The following is a 25,367-nucleotide window of genomic DNA, read 5'->3' on the forward strand; positions in this document are numbered from 1 at the left end:
ATCTATATTTACAGTAAATCTGCACAAACACGATATAAAATCGCTAACTTGCTGTTAAACAATCACAATCAGCATTATTCCCTATTTATTTTGAGGTTTTTTTCATGATTTGAACCCTTCATGATTTATTTTAGTGCGTTTTTCCATTAGACTACTGCCGTACTTTATCTCTGCTTTTTCTCATCAAATGCTCGCGACAGCATTTCTAAATTGATTTGAAATAGCTTTTTCATGCTTTTGAAAATTCGCGTGGCCTATAATTGTAATGAATCAAATTGTCCATGAGCCAATGGAGCAACCTGCACACATCCGTGTTTTAGATGAGTGGCAAGATGCTATTCCAGAGGATCTTTACATCCCTCCAGCTGCATTTGAAATTCTTTTAGAACATTTCGAAGGCCCGCTCGACTTTTTGATTTACCTGATTCAAAAAAATGGTTTTGATTTACTTCAACTTGATATTGCCCCAATTGCAGCACAATATTTATCCTACATGGATTCAATGAAGTCACTTAACATTGAGCTGACTGCCGATTATATGGTTATGGCCGCACTCTTGGCGGACTTAAAATCACGTTTACTCCTACCAAAACCTAAAAATATTTCTGCGGTTGAAAACGACCCTAAACAAGAATTGATTGACCGTTTAGAAAATTATTTACGGATTAAACAGGCTGCCGAACGCCTTGGTCAGATGAGTATTTTAGAACGTGATACCTTTGAAACCAATGTCAACTTAGGTCACTTTGAACAAAGCAATGATGGTTATCAAATTGACTCGCTTCGTGATGCCTTGCTGTGCGTGTTTAATCGCCCTGAACCTGTGGTTCATCAGGTTATGCAAGAACCAGTTTTATTAGAAGAACGTATTGCCTATATTGAAAGTCAATTACAAAACGGTGCAATCCTCGAATTTGACGCCTTATTAAAACCGAGCCAAGGTCGAATGGGTTTGGTTGTGACTTTTATGGCTATTTTAGAACTGACGCGTCAACAAAGAGTCAATATTGTTGCTTCTGGTGTTGAAGCCCCGCTTGCCATTCAGGGTGCTCATATATGAATTACGAATTAAATCTAGATGCACAGCCCAAACAAGCAGAAGATGTACATGAAGTACTCATGCAACTAGAAGCAATTATCTTTGCCAGCGACGTTGCTGTATCTGTTGCGCGCTTAAAAGAAGCCTTTCAAGACCGTTATAGCAAACAAGAAATTCGCCACTTTTTGCAACAACTCACCTTGTTGCAACATGGGCGTTCTATCGAATTGGTTGAAACTGTACAAGGTTACAGATTTCAAGTTCGTGCGAAATATCGTAATATTATTGTACAGATATGGCCTGAACGACCAACTCGGTTATCGCCATCGTTGCTCGAAACACTCGCTGTGATTGCCTACCATCAACCAGTGACACGAGCAGACATTGAACAAATTCGCGGAGTCACCAATAACAGCCAAATGTTACGCACGCTGTTTGACTGGAACTGGATTAAAGAATCTGGTTTCCGAGAACTCCCTGGAAGACCTGCGTTGTTAGTTACAACGCCACAATTTTTAAATGCTTTTGGCCTTCACTCTTTAGGTCAATTGCCTCCCCTACAGGATGCCAAGGAAGCTTTTATGACCCTCGATGCAAATGTACCGAAGTCATAAATAGGTGAACTGTTGATGATAATTTCTAAGGTTATACTGTCATGAGTGAAAAATTGCAAAAGGTGCTTGCACGTGTTGGTTTGGGTTCTCGCCGTTATATGGAAGAAGTCATTGCCGCTGGACGTGTAAGTGTAAACGGGCAAGTTGCCCAAGTCGGTGAACGCATTGAGCCAACAGATGAGCTTCGCATTGATGGCCGTAAAGTTGCATTCCAAATTGAAGACGAAATTCGTCGTCGTGTGCTCATTTACTACAAACCTGAAGGTGAAATTTGCTCACGCAATGACCCTGAAAACCGTCCAACAGTATTTGAGCAATTACCTCAAATACCAGGCGATCGTTGGGTGATGGTTGGTCGTTTAGACATTAACTCGACTGGCTTATTGTTGTTCACAAATGATGGTGAATTGGCCAACCGCTTAATGCATCCATCAAATGAAATTGAACGTGAATATGCTGTTCGTGTGATGGGCGAAGTAACCCCACAAATTAAAAACACCATGCTCAAAGGCGTGATGTTAGATGACGGCCCTGCAAAATTCGAATCATTCACTGAAATTGGTGGCGACGGTATTAACCGTTGGTTCCAAGTGGTGGTAAAAGAAGGTCGTAACCGTGAGGTACGTCGTATCTTCGAATCACAAGGTCTAAAGGTTAGCCGTTTATTACGTACCCGTTATGGCACCGTGATTCTTCCACGCGAGCTTCGTACAGGTCGTTGGATGGAACTAGATAAAAACGACATCGACAACTTAACCAAATCGGTTGAGCTTAAGCCACGCCAAGGTACAGGCTTATTCGGCATGGCAAAACGCCGTAACGAGCGTATGCAAGATAAACCAATGGCAGCACGCCGTGGTGGTTTCTTACGTCAACAACGCCGTGACAGCGAAGACGAAGGTGCACAACAAAAACCTGCTTTTGGTCGTGAACGTGAACGCCGTGATGAAACAAATCAATACGGTCAGCAACGCGAACGTCGCCAAGACAGCAGCCCAAACACCTATGGTCAACGCCGTCAAGATAGTAGTACCAATACCTATGGTCAACGTCGTGACGACAACGCTGGCAACCGCGAGCGTCGTGACGAAAATGCACCACGTAAACCATATGGCGCAAACAAAAGCTTTAAAAAGTTTTAATTCAATCTAAAAATAAAAAAGCCACTATAAAATAGTGGCTTTTTTATGCATGAAAAAATTCACGATAGATATTTTAAATTTCCAACGTCTTCATTCAACAAAGATCTTTTTAACGCACTAAAACAGGAATATCTAGCCACAAACTCCGTGGAAAATGTTTCGCTAAATAGCCTTTTAAATATTCCGCGGTATCCTTTGAAATAAGTTTATCTTGTGACTCATCATTTAAATTATATGCCAGCGCATATAACTCAAGCCCGCGACTTTTCAGTGCCTCTAGACTTAATAACGTATGGTTAATACTCCCCAAACGACCTGAAGTCACCAATATCACGGGATACTTTTCCTCTGCAACATAATCAATGGTCAGCAAATCTATGGTTAACGGCACCATTAAACCGCCTGCACCTTCTAATAACACCACATCATACTTTTCAGCCAGTTGTTGCGTCGCCTGTTCAATTTTTTGAAAATCAATTTCACGATCATCAATTTTTGTCGCCAAATGTGGCGATGCAGGATAGCTAAAAATCTCAGGCATGGTCAATTTAGTTTCATCTTCAGGAAACCAACCCATCGCCATAATTTCACGGTGTTGCTGAATATCTTCTGAAATATCAACATTGCCGGTCTGAATTAACTTTTGAGTAATGGTTTTTTTGCCCTGTTCATTCCACAGTTTTGCCAAATAGCCCGTGGCATAAGTTTTACCAATACCAGTATCAATGCCACTGATAAAATAAACCGAACCTGTCATGGCTTTCTCCGTGCGATGCAATAAATAGGGTGATAAGTCAGCCTGTAAAGAGTTTCACCTGACATATCGTGTGTTAAAAATTGTTGATAATTTTGATAAAAATCTGCGAGTGTTTGCTTGGTCCAACGAAAATTAGACGCTGTCGCAGTCACGCCTGTGGCTTTTAAATGTTGTAGAACCTGCTTGGGATGAGTGAAATTCAAAGATTCAAGCTGTTCTGAAATGTGCAAAATTTCAAAACCATTGTTCAGCAATTTTTCCTGAAGATCTTCAATAGATAAGTAATCTAACCCCTGTCCAGTTAAAGCCTTTATTTCTTGTAAATTTTGCTGACCAAACGTCGAAAAACACAGATAACCTTGTGGGTTTAAACGCTGTAAAGCCTTTTCAAATACTACCTCTAAATCATTGATCCATTGCAATGCCGAACTCGATGCAATCAAATCAAGAGACTGTGGAAACTCAAGCTGTTCAACATCGCCCATTAACCATTGTAAATCTGGAAAACGTTGATGACTTTGATTATTGTGACGCAAAAAATGTTGCTGAATTTCAGGGTACAAGTCATTCAAAATTAGCGTGTTAATGCTCAACCGCTCCATCAATTGATGACTTAAATTTCCAGAGCCACAGCCTATTTCAAATGCCCGATTCACTTTTTTTTCAGGTAGATATTGCTGAATGAACTGAAATAACTGCTGTGCAATCTGTTGCTGTACCACCGCATGTTGCGTATAACTTTGCCCCGCTTGTGCAAAACGTAAAGCAATTTGGGCTTTATTGATTTCTAGTTTTTCCACAGTCCACTCACAGCAAAGTGACCAGCTGATCAAGATCAGATGGATGAATTTGTGCAGTTAAAGAAATACGCAAACGAGAACTGTCTTTTGGCACTGTCGGCGGGCGTACAGGCATAATATAAAACCCTGCATTTTGTAACACCTGTGCTTTCGCCACTGTTTGTGCCGATTCACCAATAATTACGGGCACAATATGCGAGGTCGATGGACAGTCGAAACCTTTAGACTGCACAGCTTGTTGTAGGTTTTGACTGATCTGTTGTAAGTGCTGACGTTGGTCCTTGAAAACCAATACTTTTTTGAAAATAAACTCTGTCCAAGCTACACAAATCGGTGGTTGTGCGGTACTAAAAATTAAAGGACGCATCGCATTAATCAAATAATCGCGAATAATAGGATGACAAATTAAATAACCACCAATTGAAGCCATGGCTTTACCAAACGTACCGACTAATAGATCAATGTCATCAATCACATTGTACTGTTCAGCACAACCCAAACCTTGCTCACCACGCACACCGATGGCATGGGCCTCATCGACATACAACAGAACTTTAGAAAATTGTTTTTTAATTTGCACCAGTTCAGCTAAATCAGTTTCATCCCCATCCATACTAAAAATAGATTCAGTCACCACAATAATGCGCTCGAAGGCATCATCTTCATGATATTTTTGTAAAAGCTGCGTCAAATGTGCCAAATCATTATGACGATAACGCACGTATTTTGCGGTTGATAACCGTATGCCATCAATCATACTGGCATGAATCAACTTGTCGGCCAAAATCAGGGTTTTACTGTCAGCTAACGCAGGTAATATCCCAATATTCATGTGATAACCACTGTTAAATAACAATGCAGATCGACCATGAAACACCTGACTTAAACTTGCCTCAAGTTGTTCATATTCAGGAAAATTCCCTGTCAGCAACCGTGATGATGACGCACTCATCCAACGCTGATCATTTGGAGTTTCATCAAAAAACTGTTCACGCAATTGAAGATCAGATGCCAAGCCTAAGTAATCATTGGAAGCTAAATTCAGCATCTTTTGATGATTAATGGTGATATAACGGCCCTGCTGCCTATTGTGGGTGAATTGACGTAAATTCCCTTGCTGTTTCAGCGCATCGAGTTGTACAGCAAAATGATCGAGCAAATGTTTACTCATACTGTTTGCTCCATGTTTTGCACGACTTCAACCAATTGTTCGAGTAAAGTTTGAAGCTCAAGCTCACTAATAACGTACGGAGGCATTACATAGACCAACTTACCAAATGGACGTACCCAAATACCACGGCGAACAAATTCTTGTTGCAAAGTTTGCATATCAATATTAAAGGTCAATTCCACCACACCAATTGCCCCCAACACACGAACATCTTTGACATATTCAAGTGCTACTAAAACTGAAAGCTGTTGTTTTAAGTGCGTTTCAATACGTTGAATATTGCCTTGCCAATCTTGTGAAATCAGCAGTTGTGTACTTTTGTGGGCCACGGCACAGGCCAATGGGTTTGCCATAAACGTCGGGCCATGCATGAATACGCCTGCTTCACCCCGACTGATGGTTTCAGCCACTTTTTTGGTTGTCAAAGTCGCAGAAAGCGTCATATAGCCCCCCGTCAAACCTTTACCAATACACATAATATCGGGTTCAACACCAGCCCATTCCCACGCAAACAGCTTGCCTGTACGACCAAAACCCGTGGCAATTTCATCAAAAATAAGCAGCACTTGATATTTTTCACACAGCAGTTTGGCTTGACGCAAATATTCAGGATGATAAAAACGCATCCCACCTGCACCTTGCACAATCGGTTCAAGAATCAAAGCGGCAATATTTTCATGCTGTGTTGCTAAGGTTTTTTCCAGTTCGGCAATATCGTTCTGATTCCATTCCTCATAGAAACCAACTTGTGGTGCAGGAACAAAAATACGATTGGGTAAGCTTGAACCAAAAATTTGATGCATCCCTGTGACAGGGTCACAAACGGACATCGCATTCCAAGTATCGCCATGGTAGCCCGAACGTGGCGTGACAAAATTGGTTTTTTGAAGGCTACCCTGAGCTGACCAAAACTGCACAGCCATCTTCAAAGCCACTTCGACAGCCACAGAACCTGAATCTGCATAGAAAATTTTATCTAGACTTGGTGGCGTAATTTCAAGCAGGATTTTCCCTAAATCAATGGCCGGTTGATGGGTGAATCCACCAAACATAATATGTGACATATTATGTAATTGGTCACTGACCGCCTGATTAAGTTCTGGATGGTTATAACCGTGAATTGCACACCACCACGAAGACATGCCATCAATCAATTGCCGACCATCTTCTAATTCAATCATTACCCCTGATGCCTGTTTTACTTTAAACGTCGGCAACGGATGGGTCATTGAGGTATAAGGATGCCAAATGTGTTGTAGATCAAACTCCAGATCAGTTAATTCAGTCATCCTTTACTCCACACATACGGTTTAAACATCAATTTGGCATGATCTTAAACCTGCACGGCAAAAAAATAAATTGCGAGATAAACCAGTTATCCGTTTGTTTGTTCTATTTTCTTTAAATACTGGCAGATTTTGCAACTTATTTCTTCAGATTGAAATACAGGAAAGCCATGCGGCCCATTTATTAATTCGGTTTGTAAAAAGTTCACAGCGAAATTTCTTAATTTTCGCTCAATTTTGTAACTAACTAAGAAATCTTGCTTTGCAAATAAATGATACTGATGACCAGTATAGTTTTCTAAGATATCGACAGTATTTAACTTTTCAAGACAATTTAAACCTGCTCGAAGCACCTCTAAATTTTGTGCTTGAATCAAACTTTGTAAGCTTAAAAAATCTTGCTTTGTCGTGACTGTGCCCTGACAAACCATATAGCCAAATTTCTTTAAGGTCGAAATAGCATCTTGTTCAAAAGACTGTTTAAACTGCAAAAATGTGGGCTGATCCATAGCCATGGGCCATTCTTCATTGGCCACAAAGCATGGGTTTGAACCTAAAGTTATTAAAATTTTCTGTTCTGTATATTGTTGTTCAATTTGATCAACTAAGATTGTTGCCAATTGTCCACCCAAAGACCAACCACAAATCACATCAAAGGCTTTGGCCTTTTCAACCTGTTGTTGTAAAACCGTTTCATCCAACGCATTAAAAATATTGATGAGTTCGACGCTATGGCCCTGTTGGGTTAAAGCCTGCTGTAACGAATTGAGCAGTTGAGTTCCACCGCCCCAACCTGTGATCAGTAAAATACGTTGCTTCAATGTAAACTCGAAGATATTTGAAATTTGCAAATAGTATAAAACTTAATCCTCTGAGTTGGGCTTAACATTGAAAATACATTTGGCTTAATCACATAGATGGATATGCGGAAACCTCATACGCAATTGTTTGAAACAGAGTTTCTCTGTTCAATAATATTTCTACGAATAATCTACTGATAGCCAGTCGATGACGCGTTTTATGGATGACAAATACCTTCAGCTTTCAATGCTTTAATCGCGTTCTTTTTTCGTGCATTTAATATTATTTTCCAAGTTTCAACATTGTTTAAAAGATCTGGTTTTCACTGCATTAGTACAGCACCAACATCTACAAAATTATTCAACGATGCAACCTGCGAAATCTTGCTAGAATCAATCCATACTCGCAGTTATAAATGATGCCAATTCTATGAAAATGAAAAAAATCTGCTACCTTGGTCTTTTCGCCTTAAGTAGCTGTTTCGGCTTAAATACACTAGTACATGCTGAAAACTCACTTTTTTCTGCATCAGCACAGAAACAATGGGTGGGTAAGAAAGCACCTGCATTCAAACTACAAGACCAAAATGCCAAATGGCATGAATTAAAACAATATCAAGGCAAATGGGTGGTGTTATATTTTTACCCGAAAGACAATTCACCTGGTTGTACGCAAGAAGCCAATCAATTTAAATCACTGTATCCGCAATTTACTCAAAACAATGCCGTGGTATTGGGCGTGAGTCTAGATGACGTTGCCTCACATCAAAAATTTTCAGAAAAACTCGGCTTACCTTTTCCAATTTTAGCGGACAACAACCATAAACTGGCCGATCAATTTGGCATTACCCGTAATTTAGGCATTGTAAAAATTGCCAAGCGCGAAACATTTTTGATAGACCCACAAGGCAATATTATTTATCACTACAGCAGTGTCGATACGCAAACCCATGCCAATCAAGTCCTCACTGATATTCAAAAGTTTTCTAAAAAGTAGAAAGGCATGTGCCTTCAAACCTTATTCATTAAAAGCGGAATCAAATAAAAAAGCCTTTGAGCATGCATCTCAAAGGCTTTTCATCATTCACAGCATTTCTTTTTCAGCGCCTTCCTAAGAAGAAGACATTAAGGTCGAAACTTACATCTGAGATTGAATATAATTTTGTAAACCAATCAATTGAATTAAACGTAATTGTTTTTCCAACCAATAGGTATGATCTTCTTCGGTGTCATTCATTTGCTGACGTAACATATCACGTGTCACGTAGTCACCTTTTTCTTCACACAGCTTCACGCCTTTTGCCAATTTTTCACGCACATGATATTCAAGGGCTAAATCGGCTTTTAAACAAGTCACCACATCTGAACCTGTTTCAATATCATCGCGGTTCATATTCGGCGTGCCTTCAAGAAACAATACACGGCGAATTAAAGCATCGGCATGGGACGCTTCTTCTTGCATTTCATGGTCAATACGTTCAAATATTTTACTTAAACCCCAATCTTCATACATACGAGAATGGATTAAATATTGATCACGAGCAGCCAGTTCACCACCGATCAACATATTTAGATAATCTACAACTTCTGGATTGCCACGCATTTTCTTTACTCCATACCCTTTTCAACATTATGGACAAATTTATTGGGTATTGCAAAGTTTAAATTTTGTAAGTTTATGATTTTTATAAAATTAAATGATAAACATACGCATTTGCAGTTCAATTCAGGGTATTTTTTACATAAAAAATAAGCCTTTGCAAAATTCTAAGTCACTTTTCCTTCTCATTGAATCACATAATCATAAATCTTATTTTTTGTAACAATTCACAATGCCTCTGATTTATTCATGTTCTCGAATATTATCCCCCTTCATGCAGACACAATAAAAAATTCTTTTACCTAGACAGACTCTTTCTACACGCGCAATAGAAAATTTAGCCAAAGACAAGTCTGAGCTTTCACATTAAGATAAATTAAATTCAAGAACGACAATGGTTTAAGACATGACAATGACATCTACCCACGGCCCAATTTTAGTTACTGGTGCAACGGGCTATATTGCCAGTTGGGTCATTAAAAATTTACTCGAGCAAGGTCATACGGTGCATGCGACTGTCCGAAATTTGAATAAAAAAAATAGTTTTGCACACTTAGAAAAAATTGCGAGTGAAAGTGCAGGATCGTTACAGCTTTTCCAAGCCAATTTACTGGAACCACATTCCTTTGACCAAGCCATGCAAGGTTGTGAAATTGTCTTGCATATGGCTTCGCCTTTTGTAGTCACCAACTATAAAGATGCCATTAAAGACATTATTGAACCTGCAATTTTAGGCACAGAAAATGTCCTCAACAGTGTCAACAACACTGAATCTGTAAAGCGCGTGGTGGTCACGTCAAGTATTGCCTCGACTTATGGCGATGCGATTGATATTAAACAAACAGCCCATAATGAATTTGATGAGTCGCACTGGAATACCACCAGTTCAGAAACCCATCAGCCATATCCTTATTCAAAAGTGATGGCAGAACGCAAAGCTTGGGACATGCAAAAAGCCCAAACGCGCTGGGATTTGGTTTGTATTAACCCTGCCTTGGTACTTGGCCCATCGCTTACGCCAAACACACAATCTGGCAGTGTTGAAGTGCTACAACAATTTGCCAATGGCATGACACTGGCCGGTGTTCCGCCTATGTGGAATGGTATTGTCGATGTACGTGATGTGGCAGATGCTCACCTGCAAGCGGCCTTTAACCCAAAAGCCGAAGGTCGTTATATTATTAGTGGTGGCACCTTAAGTTTATTGGAAATGGGCAAAATTCTGCGTCAAAACTTTGGCAATAAATTTCCATTTCCACGCAACCAACTACCGAAAGCCACCTTCAAACTATTTGGCCCATTTGTCGGTTTCTCTAAATCATTTGTAGAACTGAATATGGGCTATCCGATTTATTTTAATGCGACTAAAAGTCAGCAAGAACTGAGCATACATTATCGTAATATTGAAAATAGCTTAGTCGAACATTTTCAACAATTGCTCGACGATGGTGTAGTAAAAAAATATATTCCTTAAGCGCAATAAAAAAGCCCCGCGTTTGATCAAACACGGGGCTTTTTTAAGTGTAAAAATTAATACTGTTGCATAAATTCTAAAAACTCAGCTTCGGTCATCACACGTACACCTAATTTTTCGGCTTTTTCTAGCTTAGAACCGGCCTTTTCACCTGCAACCACGCATTTGGTTTTACTTGATACACTCCCGCTGACACGTGCACCCAAAGCCTGCAACATTTGTGTGGCATCGTCTCGGCCCATGGTACTTAATGTGCCTGTAATCACCCAACTTTCACCATTCAATGGCTGACGTGTTGGTGCGGTTGGTATATCCCAATGAATACCTGCTGCCAATAAACGATCAACCACTTCTAAATTATGCGGTGCTTTAAAAAAGTCGATAATCCATTCTGCGGTAATTTCACCCACATCGGGTGTTTTCTTCAAGGCTTCGATATCGGCATTGCGTAGCGCATCAAACGTTTGGAACGTATTGGCCAACATCCGTGCAGTGGTTTCGCCCACACCACGAATACCTAAGGCGTAAATAAATGAGGCTAAAGTGGTTTTTTTACTGTTTTCAATCGAATCAATTAAATTTTGAACCGATTTTTCACCCATCTTTTCAATGGTCAATAACTGTTCACGATGTTCGTGCAGGCTATAAATATCAGCCACATCTTTAAGCAAGTCCAAATGCAACAATGATTCCGCCCAACGATCGCCCAAACCCTCAATGTCCATGGCTTTACGGGAAACAAAGTGACGAATTGCTTCAATACGTTGCGCAGCGCAGTACAAGCCACCTGAACAGCGTGCCAAGGCCTCACCTTCAGGCATGACCACGGGAGATTCGCACACTGGACAAGTTTCAGGTAAATGAACTTCTACCGTATTATCAGGGCGGAATTCTGGCCAAACCTTTTCAACTTTGGGAATCACATCACCGCTACGGTAAACGCTGACTGTATCGCCAACACGCACATCTAAACGGTGAATTTCACCAATATTATGTAGCGTCACATTCGACACCGTTACCCCACCAACCGCCACAGGATTTAAACGTGCCACGGGGGTTAACGTTCCTGTACGACCCACTTGCCAATCAATATGATCAACTGTGGTTAACGCTGCGACGGCAGGAAATTTATAAGCTGTGGCCCAACGTGGTTCACGGCTTAAAAAACCCAACGTTTGTTGTTGTTTTAAGTCGTTGACCTTAATGACCATGCCATCAATTTCAACGCTTAAATTTGGACGTTCTAGATTAATTTGTTCATAGGCTTTTTGCACATCTTGAATATTGTCGCAAACAAAATGACGTTCACCGACTGCAAAACCAAATTGTGTTAGCCATTCTAGACTTGCAGACATGGTACTTTGACCATGATTTGGCTCACATTGTGCAATGCCATAAGCATAGAAAGCCAAAGGACGCGATGCAGCAATACTTGGATCAAGCTGACGCAAACTACCAGCAGCGGCATTCCGTGGGTTGGCAAAAGTCTTTTCGCCTTTGGCTTCATTTTCGGCATTTAATTTTTCGAAGCCTGCTTTTGGCATTAAAACTTCGCCACGCACTTCTAACAACTCAGGAATCGCTGTTGTTTCTGAGCTTAAAACTTTGGGCAAATTACGGATCGTTTTGACATTTTCAGTAATCACTTCGCCCGTTTCACCATCACCACGGGTAACCCCACGGACTAAAACACCTTGTTCATACCACAGTGAAATCGCCAAACCATCAAATTTTAATTCAACATCATATTCAACTTTTTGATTCGGTAATCGCTCTTCTGCACGGCGGGCAAAGGCATATAAATCTTCTTGGTTAAAGACATTACCCAAAGACAACATGGGCACAACATGGGTAATATTTTCAAATTTGGATAACGCTTTCCCCCCCACTTTGTGGGTTGGGGTATCAGGTTGGACTAAATTTGGGTGTTGTTCTTCTAAGGCTTTTAACTGGTGAAATAATTGATCATATTCACTGTCTGCAATAGTTGGCTGATCCATCACATAGTAAGCATGATTATGCTTGGCCAGAATCTGAATCAGTTGGCGCATTTGCGCAACAACAGTGTTTTGCTGTGTCATAGTTTCACCATAAAAAAGGGCGGTAAATTTGCCGCCCTTAACATCTCTATATCTTCAACTATTATAAAAATCTGCTGAAGCAGTTACAACCCTAAGCTTCTGCGGCAGCTTGACCTGGACGATAATCAATCGCCTGATGACGCCAATGTTCACGTAGTTGCTGAGTAAATTCCTGATTATTTTGATCGTATACAGTACCTTCAATTTCACGTGCAATTAAACGTGAAATACTGTCCATGGTATCAAATGCAATTTGCACATCGCTATGAGGTAAAGCCAAGAAAAAGGCCAAACCTTTCACTTGTTCAGTTGACAAGGTTTCAAGGTCAAAACCTGCTGCAGCGCCGTCATTGCTAATTTGTAAAACAGAAAACAATAATTTACCGTCTTCACTATAACGATGAAAACACGCCATTTCGCCGAAGCGCAGACCATATTTAAGCAATACTTTTAAGGCTTTTTCACCCGAAAGTGCACGGCTATCTGCGTATAAATTTAAGGCCACATAGGTTTCAGCTGTCGCTAAAGCACTTTCATCATCAACCAGTTTTTGTTCATGAAGATGTGCATCTAAAATATTGCTTTCATCTTCAAACTCAGTAATTTCAGCTTTTTCAATTTGATTCAAACTCAGTTCTTGAACAACTTTTTCTTCTGTATTTTTTGAAGCTTTTACTACAGGCTCACCAATATCAGTTGTACTCTGTTCAGGTACAACCACATTTTGTTCAGTTGTCGATGCAGCCTGAAGATTTTCTGCATCTTTCTCAGCAGATGTGTCTGCGACTTGATTCGAAACTGCATCAGTCATTACTGGCGCTTCATTCACTTCAGATGTTGTGGCTTTAAGCGCAACATCATCTTCAACTGAAATATTTTCCCCTAAGGTCGGTTCAACGCGCGTCTGCTCAGACGAATCTTGTGCATTCAACTGATTACGGACATGGCGCGGAATAACCGGTTGCAGACTGTCAGGGTCTATATGCAGGTCTGCCTCCAGTGAAGGCGTTGCATCTGCCGGTTTTTTAAAAAATAGTCTTATGCCCAATAGCATAATGATGACTGCAACAACAATCCCAACGATTGTAGTGATTTCCATGTTATGACTCCGCAACTAAACCGTATTCTTTTGCCTGTTCTAAATTCACAGTCACTAATTTTGAAGTTCCCGGTTCTGGCATGGTCACACCCAGTAGGTCTGTTGCCATGGTCATCGCCAGTTTATTATGTGTAATGTAAATGAATTGAACCTGTTCAGACAGCTCTTTTACCAAATTACAAAATCTTCCTACATTTGCATCGTCTAAAGGTGCATCGACTTCATCCAATACACAAAATGGTGCAGGGTTTAATCTAAAAATTGCAAAGACCAATGCCAATGCGGTCAGCGCTTTTTCACCACCAGACAGCAACGCCAAAGAACTATTACGTTTACCCGGTGGTCTTGCCATCAGTTTTACACCCGATTGCCAACCATCTTCAAGGCTTAAACTCGCTTCCCCACCATTAAATACTTTAGGAAACAGTTCTTGCAGTTCAGTATTGACCTGATCAAAGGTACTCATAAACAGTTTACGGGTTTCCTGATCAATACTTTTCATTGCCGATTGTAGCTGATCGACTGTTTTTTCAAGGTCTTGCATTTGATGACTGAGTTCTTCATAGCGTTTTGATACATCTTCATACTCTTCAGATGCCACCAAATTGACCGCACCTAGTTTATCAAACTGTTGCTGTGCTTTTTCTAACTGTTGCTGATGCGATGCAATATCAATACGCAAGCCCTGCAACATCTCACAGTTCATTTCTTTCAGCTGATCACTATAGTGCTGTAAGTCTGACTTGGCTGCTTGCCAAGCCAAGCGTTTTTCTTCTAACGCTGTACGCAGTTTTTCATCCTGTTGCTGATGACTTTGGCGCTGTTCTGTTAATGTTTTTTGCTTGCTCTGAACACTATTTAATTCCAGTTGCCACTCTGTCCACTTTTTCTGCAATTTTTCAGTCGTTTCTGACTGCTCTGCATGTTGCGACTGCAAACTGGGTAATTCTAACTGAACAGGGTCAATATATTTTTTCGCCTGATCCATTTGCCCAACAATTTGTTGCTGTTGCGCTTTTAAGAAAATACCGTCTTTTTCTAACAATTCAATTTGTTGCTGTGCTTGTAAAGCCTGACGACGGGTAATTTCGAGCTCTTGTTGCGCACGTTGTATTTGTTGCTGCGAATCATCCAACTGCCCTGTCAATTCTTCGACTTGAAATTGTAAGGTTTTATAATTTGGTAAGGCTTGCTCTAGCTTCATAGTCAACGCATGCAGATCAATTTCTAAATCATCTTTCTGCATAGCATCTTCTTCAAGCTGTGCATCTACCTGCATCAACTGGTCATTTAACTGCTGTTTTTGCACAGCAAAGGCCTGCGTAGCACTTTGTACTTTGGCAATACTGACATCGGCTTGTTGCAAATCTTTCTGAAGGTTTTTAAGTACATCCAATGTTGCTTGTACAGTCGCCTGCAAGGTTTGAACTTGCCCTTGCAATTCAGGCAAAATACTTTCGGCTTGTGCCAACAACGTTTGCTTTTCTCGCAATAAGGGTTCTATTTCATCTAAACGTATGCGATGACTGAGTGCGCCCTGACCTGCTTGACTGTCTTCGTCATAGTCCAGAGCAATGACCCAATCTGCGCCAACATGGTAGCCATCTAAGGTTAAAATAGACTGGCCCACTTGCATCTGCGTTTGATGTTGCAAAGCTTCATTTAAACTGGTCGCAACAGCAGTTTGATACCAAAGCGAATATGCAGGTGTAAGCACCCAATCTGCCAAACAAACCAAGCCCTGAAGTGCAATGGTCGGTATGGATTGATTGTTTTTAAGCTGTCGCGCCACGCCCTCTTGAAAATGTGTTGCCTCATCCAATACTTGTGCACTCAGCCATTTCGCCAAAAACTTTTCAATCAGTGATGCATGGACTTTGCCTTGCGCTGACAATTGCAGCACTTGCATCAAACGTACTGAATTGTCTTGCGATTTTGGACTAACTTTAATCAACAATTGATTTAAGTTTTTCTGTTCAGATTGCAGAATGTGTATTTCTGCTTTCAGCGCTTGAATCGCTGTTTTTTGCTGTGCATGTTGCTCGGTCAATTGATCTTGTTGCTGTTTCAATGCAACAACGGTCTGCTCTTTTTCAACAATTTGACTGCTCAATTGCTGTTTTTGTTGCTCAAACTGTTCCAGTTCATCCAATTGTGCATGATTTTGAATTTGTGAGGACTGCTGCTTGATGGTGTCTTTTTGCAGTTCTAAACGACTGATGTTTTTACTCAGTTGCTCACTGTGTGCCAACATCTGCATTTTTTGCTGTTGCTGTTTTTCAACTTGCGTTTTGACTTGTTCAAACTGTTGCAAAACACTGGACTGTTGTGCTTTTAAATGGGTAAAGCTTTGGCTGAATTCCTGACTTTGGCTTTCTTGGTGTTTCAGCTGATGGTTCTGCTCATCCTGCTGGTTTTGTAGAGTTTCCAACTGGAGTTCAATTAACTGTAACCGCTCTTTGGTGTGTGCTTTCTGTTGTTGTAACTGCACCAAACTTTCAGAATTTTGCGTAAATAATGACTGTTTCTGTTCTAGCGTCATTTTGAGTTCTGACAGTTTCTTTTCTGCTAACTGCCATTCATTTTGCAAGGGCGTAGACTGTTGAATCAAGCGTTGAAACAACTCACTGGTCGACGTTAAATCATGTTCCACCGTATTTAACTCTGAACGAACCAATTTAAAGGTTTCGCTCAAGGCATTCATTTGTAGCGTATATTCTTGTTGTAAACGGCTACTTTGCTCACATTGAAAAGACAAAACTTCGACTTTAATGGTTCTAATTTGCGTTTCGAGAGTTTTATATTGCACCGCAGTTTCAGATTGACGCTTTAAGGTTTTTAACTGAGATTTAAGCTCAGACGCAATATCTTCTAAACGCGATAAATTTTGTGTGGTGTGTTCCAAATGTAAATTAGTTTCACGACGACGCGCCTGATAACGCGAAACTCCTGCCGCTTCTTCAATAAACACCCGCATTTCTTCGGGCTTGGCATCGACCAAACGGTTAATCATGCCTTGTTCAATAATTGAATACGAACGCGGGCCTAAACCTGTGCCTAAGAAAATATCGGTAATATCACGACGACGACATTTGGTGCCATTTAAAAAATATTCAGATTTACCATCTCGGTTGACCTGACGACGCACTGCCAATTCGCTATAGGCATTATATGCACCACCCAATTTACCGTAGGTATTATCAAAACGCAGTTCTACACTGGCCATGCCTACAGGTTTACGCTTTGCCGTTCCTGTAAAAATAACATCCTGCATACTCCCACCACGCAATTGGCGTGCGCTAGATTCGCCCATCACCCAACGAATAGCATCAATGACATTGGATTTACCACAACCATTGGGGCCAACCACAGCAGTTCGGTTTTTTTTAAATTGTAAAGTCGTACTGTCGGCAAAAGATTTAAAGCCAGAAAGTTTTAAGCTACTTAAACGCATAATGTCCTAATTAACGCCGTGAGCGTCTAGCCCATGCGAGTTCAATTTGTTTCATCCGTGTTAGCGATTCCAACACAAGGTTGCGCAAGTGTCGACAAAAATCTTCCATAAATAAAGTGGCTTGTTGTGACTTTCTGATTAAAACTGCATCAGTTACCAACTTAAAAAGGTCAAATGATTCCTGTAACTCTCGACGTGAAATATTCAAGGTTAAAAAATAGCTACGGCGCAGTGATGGAAGTAGCTCCTGATAATACCGCATCAAGTAAGGGTTCCCCACCATTTCATGCTGACGTGCCATACTTTGAAAGATGAAATCATAAAATTTTTCGGTATTGCCTTGACGGGTTTCTACATCTAATTGTTCTAATAAGAGCTGAATGCGTTCTGCTTCATGACTACGCCACGTTTCTGCCATACGATGTACGATTTGCCCTAACAATAACGAAGCCATATCAAACAACGAACGCACTTGTAATGCCGACATTTCAGAAACAATAGCACCCCGTCTTGGAAAAATTTCAATCAGTTGCGTGCGTTCTAAAATTAATAATGCCTCACGTACAGAACCACGACTGACGTCTAACTCGGACGCAATGCGTAGTTCTTGAATACGTTCGCCTTCAACCAACTCACCACGAATAATTTGTTCGCTGATATGTTTGGCGATTTGTTCTGACAAACTGTCGGCTTCTGGATGTTGCATACTGTTCCCGTCTTGTTTTTATTGATGCAAAAATAGATTTCTCTGAATCTTTTTTTATTTAAACGGTTTTTAACAGATTTAAATATGACATTGTCTAACAATCTTATGTCTAGAAAGCCAATTGTCAGACAATAAATGCATTAAGCCAAGCCGAATTGACTCAGCCCCTGATAAATAAAATAACTGCCCACGACAGTAAGCAAACCCGAAAAACATTTTTTCAACATCACTGGTGACAGTAGATGTGCAACTTTTGCACCGAATTTGGCGGTAATAAAACTCATAATACTAATCCCCAAAAAAGCATAAACATGAATATAGCCAATGGTATTAGGCGCAGAAACATCGGCCTGTTGACCAAACCACATAAAGCCAAAAGCTCCTGAAATCGCAATGGGTAAGCCACAAGCTGCTGAAGTTGCTACCGCTTTTTGCATGATCACCCCATGCTTATTCAAATAAGGGACTGTCAAACTTCCACCACCAATACCAAAAATAGCAGAGGCAATACCAATACCACCGCCTGAGGCCAGTTGCATAGACCTTGAAGGTAAATGATGATTCGGGTTCACTGGAACGTTAGCTCCCCTAAACATTTTAAATGCCACCCAAATGGCAAAAAAGCCAATTAATAATTGTAAGCCTTGTCCAGAAAGATAGTCTGCTATACCCGCACCCAAAAATGCCCCCAAAACCAGACCCGGTGCTAAATTACGAAATACATTCCACAGCACTGCACCCTTTTTATGATGTGCGCTCACAGAACTGATTGAGGTGACAATAATGGTGGCCAAGGACGTACCCAGTGCCATATGCATAATAATGGATGGGTCATAATGCATTTGGGTAAAGACAATGTATAAAATTGGGACAATTATTAACCCACCACCTACCCCAAATAGGCCTGCAGTAAAACCAGCAATTGCGCCGATCATCAAATATATGATTAACTCCATCAACATTCTTCCACATTTCTCAGATTCAAATGGATTTAGAGACACGATTGCTACAGCAGATCCTCAGTCAAGCCAATCAGCTTCCTGAAGTATTACTTTTAAAACCCGTTACGGCATCAACAAACGATGACGTACGTGAGATTGCGCTTAAAGGTGTACAACAAGTCCTTGTGACTAGCGTTCGACAAACTCAGGGACGTGGACAACGCCAGCGCCCGTGGGTTTCACCAGAAGGGAATATCTATTTAAGCACATTGCTGAATACGCGAACAACTATTGACGGTCGTTTAGCGTTGGAAATTGCGTTAAATATCCTACAAATGCCAAGCCTGCAACAGCTAGATTTACAAGTAAAATGGCCCAATGATTTGTATAGTACACAAGGAAAATGGGGGGGCATTTTAATTGAACCCTTGAATGCTCATCAGGTGGTCGTTGGGGTTGGACTTAATGTGTTGCCGTTGCCCAAAGAAGGAATGGATCAAGCCGTTACCTCACTGACCGAACTCGGCCTACATCACTTTGACCGTATTCAACTGACTGCCGAATTGTACTTGGCTATTCAGCAAGCCGGAGAATGGTTTAATCATGACAGTTGTAATTTAGCGGCACGTTTCAATCATTATGCGGCCTTTAAAAATGAAGCTGTTGAGCTTGAACACCATCAAGGTGTAAGCCAAGGCACTTTCTTAGGAATCCGTAATGATGGCTCTATTGAAATTTCGACTGCACAAGGTGTAGAAAATTTCTTTCAAGGTCGTTTACGTCGCGTAGCTCACCCCATCAAGAGCAGTAAGCCATGAAAAAACTCTGGTTAGATGTCGGAAATACGCGCCTGAAATACTGGATTACAGAAAATAATCAAATTATTGATCATGATGCTGAACTACATTTACAGTCACCTGCCGAGCTATTATTAGGCTTAATTCAGCACTTTAAAGGCTTAGGCTTACATGCGGTTGGTGTCTCTTCCGTACAAGATAAAAAGAACAATGATCGTATTCAGAAAATTTTAAAATTTTTACAAATTCCTGTGGTGTTTGCCAAAGTACATGCAGAATTCGCAGGCTTACGCTGTGCCTATACAGACACCAGTAAATTCGGGATTGATCGTTGGTTACAAATGCTGGCCGTTGTTAATGATCCCCAACAGAAATATTGTGTGATTAGTTGTGGTACGGCACTCACCATTGACTTAACCAATGGACTAGAGCATTTGGGTGGCTATATTTTGCCTAATTTGTATTTACAGCGCGATTCACTGATTCAAAACACCAAGGGGATTAAAATCGCTGATGCCTCATTTGATGAATTAAGCCCAGGGAAAAACACCATTGATGCGGTGCATCACGGTATCTTGCTCAGTCTGTTAAGTACTATTGAAAAAGTATTGGATAAATATCCAAGCAAGCTTATTTTAACGGGTGGTGATGCACAATTATTTGCCAAATTTCTAACGCCTTATCAGCCAGAAATTGAGCCAGATTTATTGCTTAAAGGCTTACAGGTCTATATTGATTCATATGCTAAAACACAAGAAATTAAGATAGATTAATTGAATGTTTGGTCTGTTCGTTTAGTCATATAATTTTTTTGCGACGAGTTAATTTTATGTATGCTGTTCCCTTTTTATGCATTGAGTAAAGGCTTCATTAGCTCCCAAATTTCTTGAAATTGGTCATAGCCATGTTCCTGCAGAAAATGCCCAGCCTGTTTAATTTCATAAGTTTGTGCATTTAAAAAATGCCCGAGCTGTAAAGATAAAGGCGGTGGCACAATTGGATCATTAGACGAAAATAGGCTTAACGCTAAAGGCATATGCCGTTGCAGCACAGCACTGTCCAATTTTGCTTGTTGAACAAATTCATTTAGTTCTAGTGTACTGTTTAATGGTGCTTTAAAACCCGCAACAAAAATTCCCGCTTTAATATTTCCTCCAGTGGTTTTAAAGCGTGCAGTTAAATAATGCAATACCGCCAAACAGCCTAAATCATGCGCAACAATAATTGTGTTTTCATCCAAATTTGGAATTTGTACCGATAGAAATTTTTGCCAATTTTCAAAATTGGGCTGATTCGATTCAGCCAGCATGACCCGCTTCGACTGATGTCCTGCCAACTGTAATTTACGGCCAAGCCATGGGAACCAATGAGCATTGGGTGATGCTTGATAACCGTGAACAATATAAATTTTCTTTTGCTCAGCACTATTCATTTCGAGTTATTTCTTATTTTTTCTGACTGAATTACACAATAGCACAGCAGATTCAGATGTCACCCCTCTAATGATTTTGAATCCTTCATCTAAGCAATACAATATTTCAGATGTAAAAAAAGGCGTAATGAACGCCTTCTTCTACTGATTACCGATATGATTATTTTTGGTCTTTACCGCCAAATAGTGGCCCCATACCGCCACCACCACCAAACTGTTTCTGCATTCCGCTTAATGATTTCATCATTTTTGCCATACCCGATGGATTCGCAAATTTTTTCATCATTTTTGCCATCTGTGCATGTTGTTTAATCAGTTTATTGACTTCAACCACATCCATCCCACAACCCGCTGCAATACGCTTTTTACGGCTCGGGTTCATCAAATCTGGGTTACGGCGTTCTTTGATGGTCATCGATTGAATAATCGCTTCCATCTTTTTCACTTGTTTTTCTGGGTTGGCTTGGGCAAGTGCATCTTGAATACCTGCGCCACTCATGCCAGGCAACTTGTCTAAGAAGCCCATCATCCCGCCCATTTTATTCATTTGATCAAATTGCATCAGCATATCTTCAAAGTTGAAGTTGCCTCCTTTTTGCAATTTTTTCGCCATTTTTTCGGCTTTTTCTTTGTCGACTTTGCGCTCAAGCTCTTCGACCAAAGAAAGTACGTCACCCATACCCAAAATACGTTGTGCAACACGTTCAGGATGGAATGGTTCTAAGGCATCAAGCTTTTCGCCCATACCCAAGAATTTAATTGGCTTACCGGTAATTGCACGAACTGAAAGTGCCGCACCACCGCGCGCATCACCATCTGTTTTGGTTAAAATTACACCCGTTAAAGGCAAAGCATCATTAAAGGCTTTAGCTGTATTAGCCGCATCCTGACCTGTCATGGCATCAACCACAAACAAGGTTTCGGTTGGCTTAATCGTCGCGTGAAGCTCTTTAATTTCGTCCATCATGTCTTCATCGACATGTAAACGACCTGCGGTATCGACAATTAGAACATCAGCAAACTGAATTTTTGCCTGTTCAATTGCACGCGTCACAATATTAATTGGCTTTTCATCTGCGTTAGATTCTAAGAAAATCGCGCCGACTTCGCCTGCAACTGTTTGGAGCTGTTTAATGGCTGCTGGACGGTAAACGTCGGCAGACACCATCGCCACTTTCTTCTTTTGGCGTTCTTGCAAAAAGCGCGCAAGTTTGGCTGCAGTCGTGGTTTTACCCGCACCCTGTAAACCTGCCAGTAAAATAATTACAGGTGGTTTGGCTGCAAGGTCAAGGCTTTCATTGGCCTCGCCCATCATTTTGGTTAATTCGTCATGAACAATTTTAACGAATGCTTGGCCGGGTGATAACTGAGTCATCACTTCTTGGCCCAATGCCTCTTCCTTAACTTTCGCGATAAACTCACGAGTTACAGGTAACGCCACATCGGCTTCAAGAAGTGCCATACGTACTTCACGTAACGTATCTTTAATATTGTCTTCGGTTAGCTGCCCTGAGCCAGTAACATTTCTTAAACTCTGCGTGAGTCGTTCTGTTAAGGTATCAAACATTGCAAAATCCGCTTAAAATGGTTGTTGCAAAAAAATCTTTCTTAAAATAGAAAATTTATGCATAGAATGCTATAGGATACTGTAGTTCGCATCGAATTTACATCTATGAATTTTCATCATCCTGAAAAAGGTTTGACATGATTAGCCTGCCCTTGGTTTACACAATCTTAGCATTAATTGCATATACCACCTCTTTTTGGTATTTATTCATGCATTTAATGTCGAAACGTGTACCGAATCACTGGTTTGTTGGTGTAATTTTAAGTTTGGGTCTGCTGTTACATGCAGGCGTACTATATAACGATATGTTGACACCTATAGGGGTGAATTATAATGTTTTTAACATTATGTCCTTCACCTCTTCATTAATGCTGTTGCTGAGTATTTTATTTAGTACTTATCGGCCAGTATTGCCCTTGGCCTTAATTGGTATTCCTGTGGCAGCAACAGGGCTTATTTTGGGTTTTGTATTTAGTAAGCATGATTTATTTATTGCACAAAACTCGTTCGGTCTAGATATTCACATTATTCTGTCTTTGTCTGCCTATGCTGTACTATTAATGGCAACCATTCATGCCGTATTGCTTTGGTTCCAAGACCGCGAATTAAAAAATAAACAAAAACGACGGGTTTGGGTCAACTTATTACCCTCCTTTCAAGTCATGGAATCCTTGCTATTTGATATGCTGATTGCAGGCTTTGCGTTGCTTACCCTAGCGCTTGGTTTTGGCTTCTTCACCATTGATAATTTCTTTGGACAGCATTTAGCGCATAAAACTGCTTTTAGTATTATTTCTTGGTTTATCTATGGTTCATTGCTAATTGGCCATTATAAATTTGGCTGGCGCGGTCAAAAAGCCATTCGCTTTACCATTACTGGCTTCTTCTTATTGGCAGTAGGTTTTATTGGTTCTAAATTTGTGTTGGAAATGATTTTAAGTCGCTAAGGTGAAAGCCATGACTATAGAAAAAGTTTGCCCTGTTATTCTAAGAACAAATACCTTAAAACAAATTGAAATTTTAGTTTTTCAACACCCCGTTGCCGGTATTCAAATAGTCAAAGGCACTTTGGAAATGCAAGAGCCTATTTTAGATGCCGCAATTCGAGAGCTCTTTGAAGAATCAGGTATTAGTCGAAAAATTGAACATTGCACTTATATTGGTCATAGTCAGATTGCATCCATTTCATGGCATTTTATTGCCGTCAATATTCAGGACTTAAATTTAGCTGAGCAATGGCAATATCAAACTTTAGATGATTATGGCCATGTGTTCAGTTTTTTCTGGTTGCCTGTGCCACGTTTACTTGCATTAGAGCAGGACCAAATTCATCCCAAATATCTGGATGCAATACGCTACATTATGAACAACATCTAATACGTCCCTCTGTTTAAAGTTGTTCTATCAATGAAATTTCGTTTTGCTTACAACCAATGTACTCAATTGAATCTCTATGGACTGTATTCTTGATGAGGTATCTTGTTGAATCAAAAAAGTGAATTTCTTCAAACTGGACAAGCTGTTTAAAAATGCGTATAACACCGTTTTCCACCTCAGTGACGACAAGCTTTGAAACTAATACTTGCACCCATGGAAGGCTTAACTGATCCCATCATGCGCGATGTCCTTACATCTGTGGGAAGCTTCGACTGGTGTGTAACAGAGTTCATTCGTGTCACAGATTCAGTGCTCCCCGATCATGTTTATCATAGCTATTGCCCTGAACTAAAAAATGACGGTAAAACCTTAGCGGGTACACCTGTGCATGTGCAATTTTTGGGAAATAATCCTGAAATGCTGGCAGCCAATGCTATTCGCGTAGCTGAATTGGGTGCGCCTGCTATAGATATGAATTTTGGTTGTCCTGCCAAAACGGTCAATCGACATCGTGGGGGTTCGGTTTTACTGGATGAACCTGAAGTGGTTTATGAATTGGTCAAAGCCGTCCGTGACGCAGTCCCTGCACATATTCCTGTATCGGCTAAAATGCGCTTAGGTTATATGGACCGCAATTTTACCTTAGAAAATGCCCATGCTATTGAAGATGCAGGTGCCTCTTGGGTGACTGTACATGCACGAACCAAAGCCGAGGGTTATACCCCACCTGCCTTTTGGGATCAATTACGCCCCATTCGTGAAGCCTTAAAAATTAATGTTATTGCCAATGGTGAAATTTGGAACAATACTGATGCCAAACAATGTCAAATGGAATCTGGGTGTGACGATTTAATGATTGGTCGCGCCGCTGTGACGACCCCTGATATTACCCAATGCATTCGTCAAAATACCAGTGAAGCGCTTATTACTTGGAATGAACTTATTCAATTACAAGTTCGGTTTTTAAGTGGCCCATATAAAAAAGAAATTAATATGGTAGGACGTTATAAACAGTGGTTAGGCATGATGTCTAAGCATTATCCTGAAGCGAAAGCGCTGTGGGATGAAGTCAAAAAAGTCAAAGCGTTAGATGAAATTACACAGAAATTAACATGCTATTAATCAATAGATTACTCAAACAAGATAAAAGCCCATGATTGGGCTTTTTTTATTCAATTGATCATCTGAAGTTTAAATTTTAAAAGCTATTTGACCTGTCATAACAGCCCA

At 40.5% G+C, this 25,367-nt stretch carries 23 protein-coding genes; 10 read left to right on the plus strand and 13 right to left on the minus strand.

The features are described 5' to 3' along the window. The first annotated feature begins 265 nt into the window (after positions 1 to 265). The 3 genes from BBP83_RS14125 to rluB are packed head-to-tail and all read left to right on the plus strand — an operon-like array spanning position 266 to position 2,795. Positions 266 to 1,060 carry a segregation and condensation protein A gene (locus tag BBP83_RS14125; RefSeq protein WP_068889655.1) on the plus strand — a complete coding sequence of 265 codons (795 nt, stop codon included), beginning with the start codon at positions 266 to 268 and terminating at the stop codon, positions 1,058 to 1,060. Then, the gene (gene scpB, locus BBP83_RS14130; protein WP_068889657.1) at positions 1,057 to 1,653 is read left to right on the plus strand and encodes an SMC-Scp complex subunit ScpB; all 597 of its coding nucleotides are present in this window, start codon (positions 1,057 to 1,059) and stop codon (positions 1,651 to 1,653) included. Before BBP83_RS14125 ends, scpB begins: the two co-directional genes overlap by 4 nt. A 41-nt stretch (positions 1,654 to 1,694) precedes the next feature. Then, positions 1,695 to 2,795 carry a 23S rRNA pseudouridine(2605) synthase RluB gene (rluB, locus tag BBP83_RS14135; protein WP_078055458.1) on the plus strand — a complete coding sequence of 367 codons (1,101 nt, stop codon included), beginning with the start codon at positions 1,695 to 1,697 and terminating at the stop codon, positions 2,793 to 2,795. 109 nt (positions 2,796 to 2,904) lie between these two features. On the opposite strand, the gene bioD is transcribed toward rluB, so the two are convergent. The 5 genes from bioD to BBP83_RS14160 all read right to left on the minus strand — a co-directional run bounded on the left by bioD (position 2,905) and on the right by BBP83_RS14160 (position 7,630). Further along, a complete protein-coding gene (bioD, locus tag BBP83_RS14140) occupies positions 2,905 to 3,552 on the minus strand; it encodes a dethiobiotin synthase (protein WP_068889659.1) in 648 nt (215 codons plus the stop codon). Continuing rightward, positions 3,549 to 4,352 carry a malonyl-ACP O-methyltransferase BioC gene (bioC, locus tag BBP83_RS14145; protein ID WP_068889661.1) on the minus strand — a complete coding sequence of 268 codons (804 nt, stop codon included), beginning with the start codon at positions 4,350 to 4,352 and terminating at the stop codon, positions 3,549 to 3,551. Before bioC ends, bioD begins: the two co-directional genes overlap by 4 nt. Before the next feature lie 7 nt (positions 4,353 to 4,359). After that, positions 4,360 to 5,523, minus strand: coding sequence for an 8-amino-7-oxononanoate synthase (locus BBP83_RS14150; protein WP_068889663.1), 1,164 nt, complete (start codon positions 5,521 to 5,523; stop codon positions 4,360 to 4,362). Further along, a complete protein-coding gene (gene bioA / locus BBP83_RS14155; protein WP_068889665.1) occupies positions 5,520 to 6,812 on the minus strand; it encodes an adenosylmethionine--8-amino-7-oxononanoate transaminase in 1,293 nt (430 codons plus the stop codon). The genes BBP83_RS14150 and bioA overlap by 4 nt, the downstream gene beginning before the upstream one ends. Before the next feature lie 86 nt (positions 6,813 to 6,898). Next, the gene (locus tag BBP83_RS14160) at positions 6,899 to 7,630 is read right to left on the minus strand and encodes an alpha/beta hydrolase family protein (protein ID WP_068889756.1); all 732 of its coding nucleotides are present in this window, start codon (positions 7,628 to 7,630) and stop codon (positions 6,899 to 6,901) included. A gap of 415 nt (positions 7,631 to 8,045) precedes the next feature. Between BBP83_RS14160 and BBP83_RS14165 the strand changes: the two genes are divergently transcribed. Beyond that, complete coding sequence (locus tag BBP83_RS14165) at positions 8,046 to 8,606, plus strand: peroxiredoxin (RefSeq protein ID WP_415502519.1); 561 nt, start codon at positions 8,046 to 8,048, stop codon at positions 8,604 to 8,606. Positions 8,607 to 8,747: 141 nt separating this feature from the next. Here BBP83_RS14165 and ftn read toward each other — a convergent pair whose 3' ends face one another. Then, on the minus strand, positions 8,748 to 9,212 hold the full coding sequence (gene ftn / locus BBP83_RS14170; RefSeq protein WP_068889669.1) for a heteropolymeric bacterioferritin subunit Ftn: 465 nt from the start codon (positions 9,210 to 9,212) through the stop codon (positions 8,748 to 8,750). Between the two features lie 403 nt (positions 9,213 to 9,615). Between ftn and BBP83_RS14175 the strand changes: the two genes are divergently transcribed. Continuing rightward, positions 9,616 to 10,683, plus strand: a complete 1,068-nt coding sequence (locus BBP83_RS14175; RefSeq protein ID WP_068889671.1) for an SDR family oxidoreductase — start codon at positions 9,616 to 9,618, stop codon at positions 10,681 to 10,683. A 56-nt stretch (positions 10,684 to 10,739) separates the two neighbouring features. Here BBP83_RS14175 and ligA read toward each other — a convergent pair whose 3' ends face one another. The 5 genes from ligA to BBP83_RS14200 form a co-directional block, all read right to left on the minus strand. Continuing rightward, positions 10,740 to 12,764 carry an NAD-dependent DNA ligase LigA gene (gene ligA, locus BBP83_RS14180; RefSeq protein ID WP_068889673.1) on the minus strand — a complete coding sequence of 675 codons (2,025 nt, stop codon included), beginning with the start codon at positions 12,762 to 12,764 and terminating at the stop codon, positions 10,740 to 10,742. A 91-nt stretch (positions 12,765 to 12,855) separates the two neighbouring features. After that, the gene (locus tag BBP83_RS14185) at positions 12,856 to 13,863 is read right to left on the minus strand and encodes a cell division protein ZipA C-terminal FtsZ-binding domain-containing protein (RefSeq protein ID WP_068889675.1); all 1,008 of its coding nucleotides are present in this window, start codon (positions 13,861 to 13,863) and stop codon (positions 12,856 to 12,858) included. Position 13,864: 1 nt separating this feature from the next. Next, complete coding sequence (smc, locus tag BBP83_RS14190) at positions 13,865 to 17,317, minus strand: chromosome segregation protein SMC (protein ID WP_068889677.1); 3,453 nt, start codon at positions 17,315 to 17,317, stop codon at positions 13,865 to 13,867. A 10-nt stretch (positions 17,318 to 17,327) separates the two neighbouring features. Further along, positions 17,328 to 18,023 (minus strand): GntR family transcriptional regulator, encoded by a 696-nt coding sequence (locus tag BBP83_RS14195; protein ID WP_068889679.1) that lies wholly within the window; start codon positions 18,021 to 18,023, stop codon positions 17,328 to 17,330. A gap of 140 nt (positions 18,024 to 18,163) precedes the next feature. After that, a complete protein-coding gene (locus BBP83_RS14200; protein ID WP_068889681.1) occupies positions 18,164 to 18,979 on the minus strand; it encodes a sulfite exporter TauE/SafE family protein in 816 nt (271 codons plus the stop codon). Between the two features lie 29 nt (positions 18,980 to 19,008). On the opposite strand from BBP83_RS14200, the gene BBP83_RS14205 reads away from it, so the two are divergent. Together BBP83_RS14205 and BBP83_RS14210 are read left to right on the plus strand one after the other, a co-directional pair. After that, positions 19,009 to 19,782 (plus strand): biotin--[acetyl-CoA-carboxylase] ligase, encoded by a 774-nt coding sequence (locus tag BBP83_RS14205; RefSeq protein WP_068889682.1) that lies wholly within the window; start codon positions 19,009 to 19,011, stop codon positions 19,780 to 19,782. Next, the gene (locus BBP83_RS14210; RefSeq protein WP_068889685.1) at positions 19,779 to 20,534 is read left to right on the plus strand and encodes a type III pantothenate kinase; all 756 of its coding nucleotides are present in this window, start codon (positions 19,779 to 19,781) and stop codon (positions 20,532 to 20,534) included. Before BBP83_RS14205 ends, BBP83_RS14210 begins: the two co-directional genes overlap by 4 nt. Positions 20,535 to 20,608: 74 nt before the next feature. On the opposite strand, the gene BBP83_RS14215 is transcribed toward BBP83_RS14210, so the two are convergent. Continuing rightward, complete coding sequence (locus tag BBP83_RS14215) at positions 20,609 to 21,193, minus strand: RBBP9/YdeN family alpha/beta hydrolase (RefSeq protein ID WP_068889687.1); 585 nt, start codon at positions 21,191 to 21,193, stop codon at positions 20,609 to 20,611. A gap of 160 nt (positions 21,194 to 21,353) precedes the next feature. Then, positions 21,354 to 22,760 carry a signal recognition particle protein gene (gene ffh / locus BBP83_RS14220; protein ID WP_068889689.1) on the minus strand — a complete coding sequence of 469 codons (1,407 nt, stop codon included), beginning with the start codon at positions 22,758 to 22,760 and terminating at the stop codon, positions 21,354 to 21,356. A 137-nt stretch (positions 22,761 to 22,897) separates the two neighbouring features. Here ffh and BBP83_RS14225 point away from each other — a divergent pair, with 137 nt between their 5' ends. The 3 genes from BBP83_RS14225 (at position 22,898) to BBP83_RS14240 (ending at position 25,259) form a co-directional block, all read left to right on the plus strand. After that, a complete protein-coding gene (locus BBP83_RS14225) occupies positions 22,898 to 23,707 on the plus strand; it encodes a cytochrome C assembly family protein (protein ID WP_068889691.1) in 810 nt (269 codons plus the stop codon). A 10-nt stretch (positions 23,708 to 23,717) separates the two neighbouring features. Beyond that, positions 23,718 to 24,137, plus strand: coding sequence for an NUDIX domain-containing protein (locus BBP83_RS14230; RefSeq protein ID WP_245669767.1), 420 nt, complete (start codon positions 23,718 to 23,720; stop codon positions 24,135 to 24,137). A 192-nt stretch (positions 24,138 to 24,329) separates the two neighbouring features. Next, positions 24,330 to 25,259 carry a tRNA dihydrouridine synthase gene (locus BBP83_RS14240; protein WP_213030448.1) on the plus strand — a complete coding sequence of 310 codons (930 nt, stop codon included), beginning with the start codon at positions 24,330 to 24,332 and terminating at the stop codon, positions 25,257 to 25,259. Positions 25,260 to 25,367: the final 108 nt, after the last annotated feature.

This window comes from Acinetobacter celticus (assembly GCF_001707755.1).
GTDB classification, from domain to species: Bacteria; Pseudomonadota; Gammaproteobacteria; order Pseudomonadales; family Moraxellaceae; genus Acinetobacter; species Acinetobacter celticus.